The following is a 6,541-nucleotide window of genomic DNA, read 5'->3' on the forward strand; positions in this document are numbered from 1 at the left end:
TCGGGTCGGACGGGCAGGACGGGCAGGACGGGCGGGGTGGGAGGGTGGGCGGAGCAAGGGGTACGTGATTCGGATGGCCGGCCGACTGAGGGCGTTGCGCACGCAGAACCGACTCGGCCTGGAGGCGTTCAAGTCGTACCCCGGGGAGGAGTTCCTGTTCGTGCACGCGGGGCACGCCGAACTGGAGTTCCCGGAGCGGACGGTGAGCCTCGGGCCGGGCGACAGCGCGCACTTCAACGCCGCGCTGCCGCAGCACGGACGGGCGGCCCGCGGAGGTCCTGGTGGTGATCCACGACGAGCCGGGCGCGGCGGAAGTCTTTCTGGCGTTCACGCCGGGGCGGAGTCACGTGCGAGACCACCGGCGGGGTCTCCGGCACGGACGGCGCCGAGACCTGCGGCGGGTGGGTGGGGGTGATGCAGTTGACCTCCGGGCGGGCCCGGTAGACCCAGGAGTGGAAGCGGTTGGCGGGGTTGGCCGTGCCTTCGCCCGCCAGCACGCCGAGGTCCTCGTCGGCCAGCAGCAGGTTGTCCTCGGGGTGATGCGGAATGCCCCGGTGGTTGACATGTCGACTGATCGATACGGAGGGCGGGTTGACGGCCGGTCGGATCGACTTCACGGGAAAGCTTGCGGTTATCCGTGAGGGATCGCTAGGTTCTTCTCACGGATAAAGCCAGACTTCCCCGTGAGGGGATCGTCGATTCGCGAGGTGCGCCATGACTGCTGTCCCCACCGTCCAGGTCTTCGGAGGCCCCACCGCCCTGATCGAGTACGGCGGTCTGCGCCTGCTCACCGACCCCACCTTCGACGACCCCGGCGTCTACCCGCGCGGCGGCCGGTCCCTCACCAAGACCCTCCCCGGCACCGTCGACCCCGCCGAACTCGGCCCGCTGGACGCCGTCCTGCTCTCGCACGACGAGCACCCCGACAACCTCGACCACAGCGGCCGCAAGCTGCTCGCCGACGTCCCGCTCACCCTCACCACCCGGGGCGGCGCCGAGCGCCTCGGCGGCACCGCACGCGGCCTGGCCCCTTGGGAGAGCGTCCGGTTGGGCGCCGTCACGATCACCGCGGTACCCGCCCAGCACGGGCCCGACGGCAGCGAGGCGCTGGTCGGCGAGGTGATCGGCTTCGTCATGACCGGCGACGGCCTGCCCGTGGTCTACGTCAGCGGCGACAACGCCTCGCTGCGGGTGGTCGAGCGGATCGCCGAACGCTTCGGCCCCGTCGACACCGCCGTCCTGTTCGCCGGTGCCGCCCGCATCGGGCTCCTCGACAACGCCCTGCTCACCCTCGACAGCGCCCGCGCCGCCGAGGCCGCCCGCATCCTCGGCGCCCGCCGGGTCGTCCCCGTCCACTTCGACAGCTGGGCGCACTTCACCGAGGGCCGCGAACCCCTGCTCGCCGCCTTCGCCGCGGCCGGCCTCGCGGACCTCCTCGAACTGCGCTGACCGCGCCGGGCGCCGAGGCCCTTCCGGTGCCGTCACCTGGCGCCCGGACGGACCCGCCGAGGGCCGGGACGCCACCGGCTGCGTCGGTGAAATCGACCCTGGCGCCGCCTGCCGGCTCCACGCCTGCGGTGCGGACCGGGGCTGGTGCGCCGCCGCCGTCTCCTTCGCGGCCGCCGACCTGGACCGGCTCGCCCCCGGAACCGTCCGCCACGACCGGACCGAGCCCGACGGCAGCACCACTGCGGTCGTCGCCCCGCTCGCCGAGTTCGCCGCCGAAGCCCGCGGGAAGCGCTGACCGGGCGGCCTGATCGGGAAGCGCTGACCGGGCGGTCCGACCGGAGGCGTCGGCCGGAGTCGCCGACACGGCCCCCGCCCGGATCGGGGCGGGGGCCGTCGTGGGTGGTGCGGGGAGGCCGGGGCCGGTGGTGGATCCGGGGCCGGTGGTGGATCCGGTGGCGGGCTCAGCCGCGGGCGAGGGCGAAGCCGATGTCGGCGCCGTGGCCCTGGGCGTAGGCGAGCTGGATGAGGAGTTCGACGGCGGGCTCCAGGTAGCGGGCGTTGGTGAGGGGGCCGGCGTCGAGGGCGTCGAAGCCGAGGGCGGTGCCGAGGGCGACGACGGCGGCGACGGCCTCGCGGTCGTCCCCGGCGACCGGGAGCAGCAGCGGGGTGCCGGAGAGGGCGCCGGTCTCCATGGTGACGGCCATCGCGGTGTTGAACGCCTTGACCACCCGGGCGCCGGGCAGTGCGGCGGCGACCTGCTCGCCGCCGGAGGTGGTGTGGCCGACGGTGAGGGAGAGGTAGTCGGCGGCCAGCGGGTTGGTGGCGTCGACCACGATCCGGTCGGCGAGGGCGGCCCGGAGCTTGGCGGGGAGTTCGGCGACGGCGCCGAACGGGACGGCCAGGACGGTGAGTTCGGCCTCGGCGGCCTGGCGGGCGGACTTCTCGGCCGGGGTGGAGGTGTTGGCGGTGGTGACGGTGTGGCCGAGGTCGGCGAGGCGGCGGGCGAGGACGGAGCCGACGTTGCCGGTGCCGAGGACGTTGATCTGCATGGGAATCTCCCCTGTTCCGTGGGCCGCGAGCGGATTGCGGCCGGTGATCGCTGCCGGTGATCGCGGTGGGTCACCGGAGGTGGGTCGCCGGAGGTGGGTCGGCGAAGGGTGCGGAGCGCCGTCCCCGCCCCACCATGGTGTTGCGAATTCGAAGCACTTCGACGCCGAGAAACATACACATGCTTCGAATTCGCAGCAACTGTTAGCCTGGTCCCATGACCGAACCCCCGACCGGACCGCGCTGGCTGGACGACACCGAGATGCGGGCCTGGGCCGGCCTGCTGGAGACCTACGACCTGATCCACCGGCAGGTGGAGCTCCAGCTCCGCGAGGAGGCCGGGCTGACCATGGTCCAGTACGAGATCCTCACCCGGCTCAACGAGAGCCCCGCCGGCTCCTGCGGGATGACCGAACTCGCCGAACGCATGGTCGCCTCCCGCAGCGGACTCACCTACCAGGTCGGCCAGTTGGCCAAGGCCGGCCTGCTCGTCCGGGAGCCCGACCCGGCCGACGAACGCGCCGTCCGCGCCGTCCTCACCGAAGCGGGCCGGCGCCTCCTGGAAGCCACCGCCCCCGGCCACGTCCGGGTGGTCCGCGAGGGCCTCCTCGACCTCTTCACCCCCGCCCAGGTCACCCAGCTCGCCACCCTGATGGACACCGCCCGCACCCACCTGCGCCAGGTCGTTCCGGTCATCCCGCCGCGACCGCGCCGCAAGCGCGAGTAGCCGGGGCCGGGCCGGGCTGGCTCCGGGGCGGTTCGACGGCGGCGGGTGCCAGGATGGGCGGGCCGGTCGGTCGGGCCGGGCGAGCCGGACGGGTGGGCCGGACGGGTGGGCCGGACGGGCGGGTGTGAGGAGACGCGGGTGGCGGGACGGAACGTGCGCCGGGCCAGGGACGTGGTCGCGGTGGCCGGGCGGCAGCGGGCCGCGGCGCGGGCGCTGGTGGCCGACCACGCGGCGGCGGTCGCGGAGGTCGCCGCCGCGCACCGGCGGGTCTTCGGACGGCTGGTGCGGGCCGAACTGGAGGCGATCCCGGTCGAGCGGCTCAAGGACGTCACCGGGGGCCGCCTGCAGATCGGCACGCTGCGCGCCGTCGGGTGCACCACCGTCGCCGCCGTGCACGACGCCACCCGGCAGGACCTGCTGCGGATCCCCGGCATCGCCGGCCCCACCGCCGCGCACCTGCTCGCCGCCGCCGCCCAGATCGCCGCCGCCGTCGAGGAGGGCACCGCCGTCCGGCTCGACCCGGCGCACCCCGACGCCGGGACCACCGCGCTGGTCGCCGCCCTGCACCGGCTGGTACTGGCCGGCCCGGCCGCCCGCCGGGCCGCCGCCGAGGCCGCCGCGCTGGACGCCCGCTACGAGACCCCGCTGGCCGAGGCCGGGTACGCCCGGAGCCGGCTGCGCGGTCTGCTGGCCGGCGCCGAGAAGCGCGAACGGGCCTGGCGGGCCGTCGAGTCGCTGGCCGCCGAGGGGGAGCGGGCGGAGGCCGACGAGGCCGGGCTGCGCTTCGCCCAGGCGTCCGCCGACCTGCTGCGCCCGCTCGCCGGGGAGGTCGAGGCGTGGGTCGAGTTCGAGCACCGGTCCGCCGAGTTCTACGCCGAACTGGCGCTGCTCGCCGAGGACGGCCTGCTCGCCGGCCGGACCGCCACCGACGGCCGGGCCGCCGCCGAGGGCCACCTGCCCGACGGACTGGCCGAACAGGTCCGCGCCCAGCCCTTCGACGACCGCGGCTGCACCGTCTCGCTGCGCGGCTACCAGGCGTTCGGCGCCCGGTTCGCGCTGGCCCGCCGGAAGGTGGTGATCGGCGACGAGATGGGCCTCGGCAAGACCGTCCAGGCGCTCGCCGTGCTCGCCCACCTGGCGGCCGCGGCGGAGGAGGCGGCGCGCTTCCTGGTGGTGTGCCCGGCCTCGGTGCTGGTCAACTGGCAGCGCGAGACCGCCGAGCGCAGCACGCTCACCCCGCACCGCTACCACGGCCCCGGCCGGGAGGCCGCCCGGGAGCGCTGGCTGGCCGGCGGCGGCGTGCTGGTCGCCACCTACGAGTCGCTGCGCACCCTGGCCGCCGATCCGGTGGCCGCGCTGGTCGTCGACGAGGCGCACTTCGTGAAGAACCCGGCCGCCCGCCGCACGCAGCTGGTCGCCGAGTGGGCCGCCCGCACCGAGCACGTGCTGTTCCTCACCGGCACCCCGATGGAGAACCGGGTGGAGGAGTTCCGCACCCTGATCGGCCACCTCCAGCCCGAGCTGCTCACCGACCTCCCGGCCGGCCTCGGCGCCCTCGGCCCGCTCGCCTTCCGGCGCGCCGTCGCCCCCGCCTACCTGCGCCGCAACCAGCAGGACGTGCTCACCGAACTCCCGGACGTGGTGCGGGTGGACGAGTGGGACGAGCTCTCCGGGCCGGACCGCGCCGCGTACGCCGCCGCCGTCGCCGAGGGCAACTTCATGGCGATGCGCCGGGCCGCGTACGCCGACCCCGCGCACTCCGCGAAACTGCGGCGGCTGCGCGAACTCGTCGCCGAGGCCGCCGAGTCCGGGCACAAGGTGGTGGTCTTCTCCTACTTCCGCGAGGTGCTGGCCGCCGTGCACGGCGCGCTCGGCGCACTCGGCACGCCCGTCACCGGCACCGTCGCCGGATCGCTGCCCGCCGAGCAACGGCAGGGGCTCGTAGACGAGTTCAGCGCCGCCGAGGGCCACGCCGTGCTGCTCTGCCAGATCCAGGCCGGTGGGATCGGCCTCAACCTGCAGGCCGCCAGCGTGGTCATCCTGTGCGAGCCGCAGGTCAAACCCACCCTGGAGGACCAGGCGGTGGCCCGGGCCCAGCGGATGGGCCAGATCCGCCGGGTCCGGGTGCACCGGCTGCTGGCCACCGACAGCCTCGACCGCCGACTGGTCGAACTGCTGCGCGGCAAGGCCGAGTTGTTCGACCGCTACGCCCGCCGCAGCGACCTCGCCGAGGCCGCCCCCGAGGCCGTCGACATCTCCGACCGGGCACTCGCGGTGCGGATCGTCGAGGACGAGCAGCTGCGGCTGGCCGGCCCCACCGACTGAACGGTCTGGCAAGGAGGTTGACGGACCTTCAGGAGACCCGCCGGTGGGCCCGGGTCAGAAGCCCAGCTTCCAGTCCTGGAAGTTCGAGCTGCAGTAATTCGTCGGGGGGAGCCGCGGGTCCGGATGCCAGTCAGTGAAGGAGATGTAAGGCGGGCTCCCCGGGGAGTTGGCGTCCAGGCAGCGCTGCGAGGGCCCGGGGTTCCACGCGAAGCGCCACGCGGTCCAGGGGTCGTTGCTCGGGAAGAGCAGCCACCCGTCGGTCAGCCATCCCACCGTTGAGACCCCCGGCTGCCAGGAGTCGCAGGTGTCGCAGATGGGCGCGAGGAAGCGCTGGGTCTGCACGTCCTGGATCCACACCGTGGCCCACTGGTCCTTGGGGTGCTCCTTGATGGTGATGTGCCACTGCTGGTACTGGCCCCCGTTGCACGGGAGGGTGTAGACGTCGCCCTTGTCGTTGCTGTCCAGGCACTGGCCCTGGGCCCAGCTGCGGATGATCCCGGTGTACCAGTAGGGATTGGGTCCCTCGGTGGCCTGGGCGGGGGTCGCGGCGACGCCCGCCATGGCCACGACGGCGGCCATGGCCGTCAGCGCGGCGGCCAGACGGGTGGTCACCCGACGGCGCCAGCTCGGCGCCGTTCGTGTGCGATTTAGCACGGTTGGTCCTTTCGGGGCATGCTGCGGCCCGAGGTGGACCGGCTGCGGCCGGTCGCCTCGATCCGCAGGTGACGTCGCATCAGCGAACACGCCGCCGAATCCGGCTGTCCAGGCGGGACGAGGCTGTTCTCAGCCGATGAGACGGGCGATCGGCCCGGGCCCGACGCTTCCGGCCGATCCGTCCGGCGGGGCGCCGGGGGCCGCCGGGAGATTCTTCAGCTCGGTCTCGTTGGAGCCGGACCACATCGGGGAGTTCGGGATGAACCAGGTCTTGCCCTGCGCGGCGTTACCGGCGGCGCGGAAGGATCGCCAGGACGGCGTAGTACGTCAGCGCCGCCG

General features: G+C 74.4%; 6 protein-coding genes. 3 read left to right on the forward strand and 3 right to left on the reverse strand.

The window, feature by feature from the left end; all coding sequences use genetic code 11:
* Positions 1–233: 233 nt before the first annotated feature.
* On the reverse strand, positions 234–617 hold the full coding sequence (locus ACWEO5_RS28550) for a class II aldolase/adducin family protein (protein ID WP_452165083.1): 384 nt from the start codon (positions 615–617) through the stop codon (positions 234–236).
* 97 nt (positions 618–714) lie between these two features.
* Between ACWEO5_RS28550 and ACWEO5_RS28555 the strand changes: the two genes are divergently transcribed.
* Positions 715–1,449: an MBL fold metallo-hydrolase gene (locus ACWEO5_RS28555; protein ID WP_452165084.1), complete on the forward strand. Its 735-nt coding sequence runs from the start codon at positions 715–717 to the stop codon at positions 1,447–1,449.
* A gap of 461 nt (positions 1,450–1,910) precedes the next feature.
* Here the strand turns inward: ACWEO5_RS28555 and ACWEO5_RS28560 are convergent, their stop codons facing one another.
* Positions 1,911–2,498 (reverse strand): NADPH-dependent F420 reductase, encoded by a 588-nt coding sequence (locus ACWEO5_RS28560; RefSeq protein WP_452165085.1) that lies wholly within the window; start codon positions 2,496–2,498, stop codon positions 1,911–1,913.
* A gap of 215 nt (positions 2,499–2,713) precedes the next feature.
* Between ACWEO5_RS28560 and ACWEO5_RS28565 the strand changes: the two genes are divergently transcribed.
* Both ACWEO5_RS28565 and ACWEO5_RS28570 read left to right on the forward strand, forming a co-directional pair.
* Positions 2,714–3,223, forward strand: coding sequence for a MarR family winged helix-turn-helix transcriptional regulator (locus ACWEO5_RS28565; protein WP_452165086.1), 510 nt, complete (start codon positions 2,714–2,716; stop codon positions 3,221–3,223).
* Positions 3,224–3,361: 138 nt separating this feature from the next.
* Complete coding sequence (locus ACWEO5_RS28570) at positions 3,362–5,548, forward strand: DEAD/DEAH box helicase (protein WP_452165087.1); 2,187 nt, start codon at positions 3,362–3,364, stop codon at positions 5,546–5,548.
* A gap of 54 nt (positions 5,549–5,602) precedes the next feature.
* On the opposite strand, the gene ACWEO5_RS28575 is transcribed toward ACWEO5_RS28570, so the two are convergent.
* Positions 5,603–6,160 (reverse strand): hypothetical protein, encoded by a 558-nt coding sequence (locus ACWEO5_RS28575; RefSeq protein WP_452165088.1) that lies wholly within the window; start codon positions 6,158–6,160, stop codon positions 5,603–5,605.
* Positions 6,161–6,541: the final 381 nt, after the last annotated feature.

The organism is Kitasatospora sp. NPDC004272 (genome assembly GCF_053603035.1).

Bases quoted from the DNA above. Each gene is read 5' to 3' on its own strand.
- ACWEO5_RS28555 (WP_452165084.1), top strand. From the start codon at position 715: ATGACTGCTGTCCCCACCGTCCAGGTCTTCGGAGGCCCCACCGCCCTG.
- ACWEO5_RS28560 (WP_452165085.1), bottom strand. From the start codon at position 2,498: ATGCAGATCAACGTCCTCGGCACCGGCAACGTCGGCTCCGTCCTCGCC.
- ACWEO5_RS28565 (WP_452165086.1), top strand. From the start codon at position 2,714: ATGACCGAACCCCCGACCGGACCGCGCTGGCTGGACGACACCGAGATG.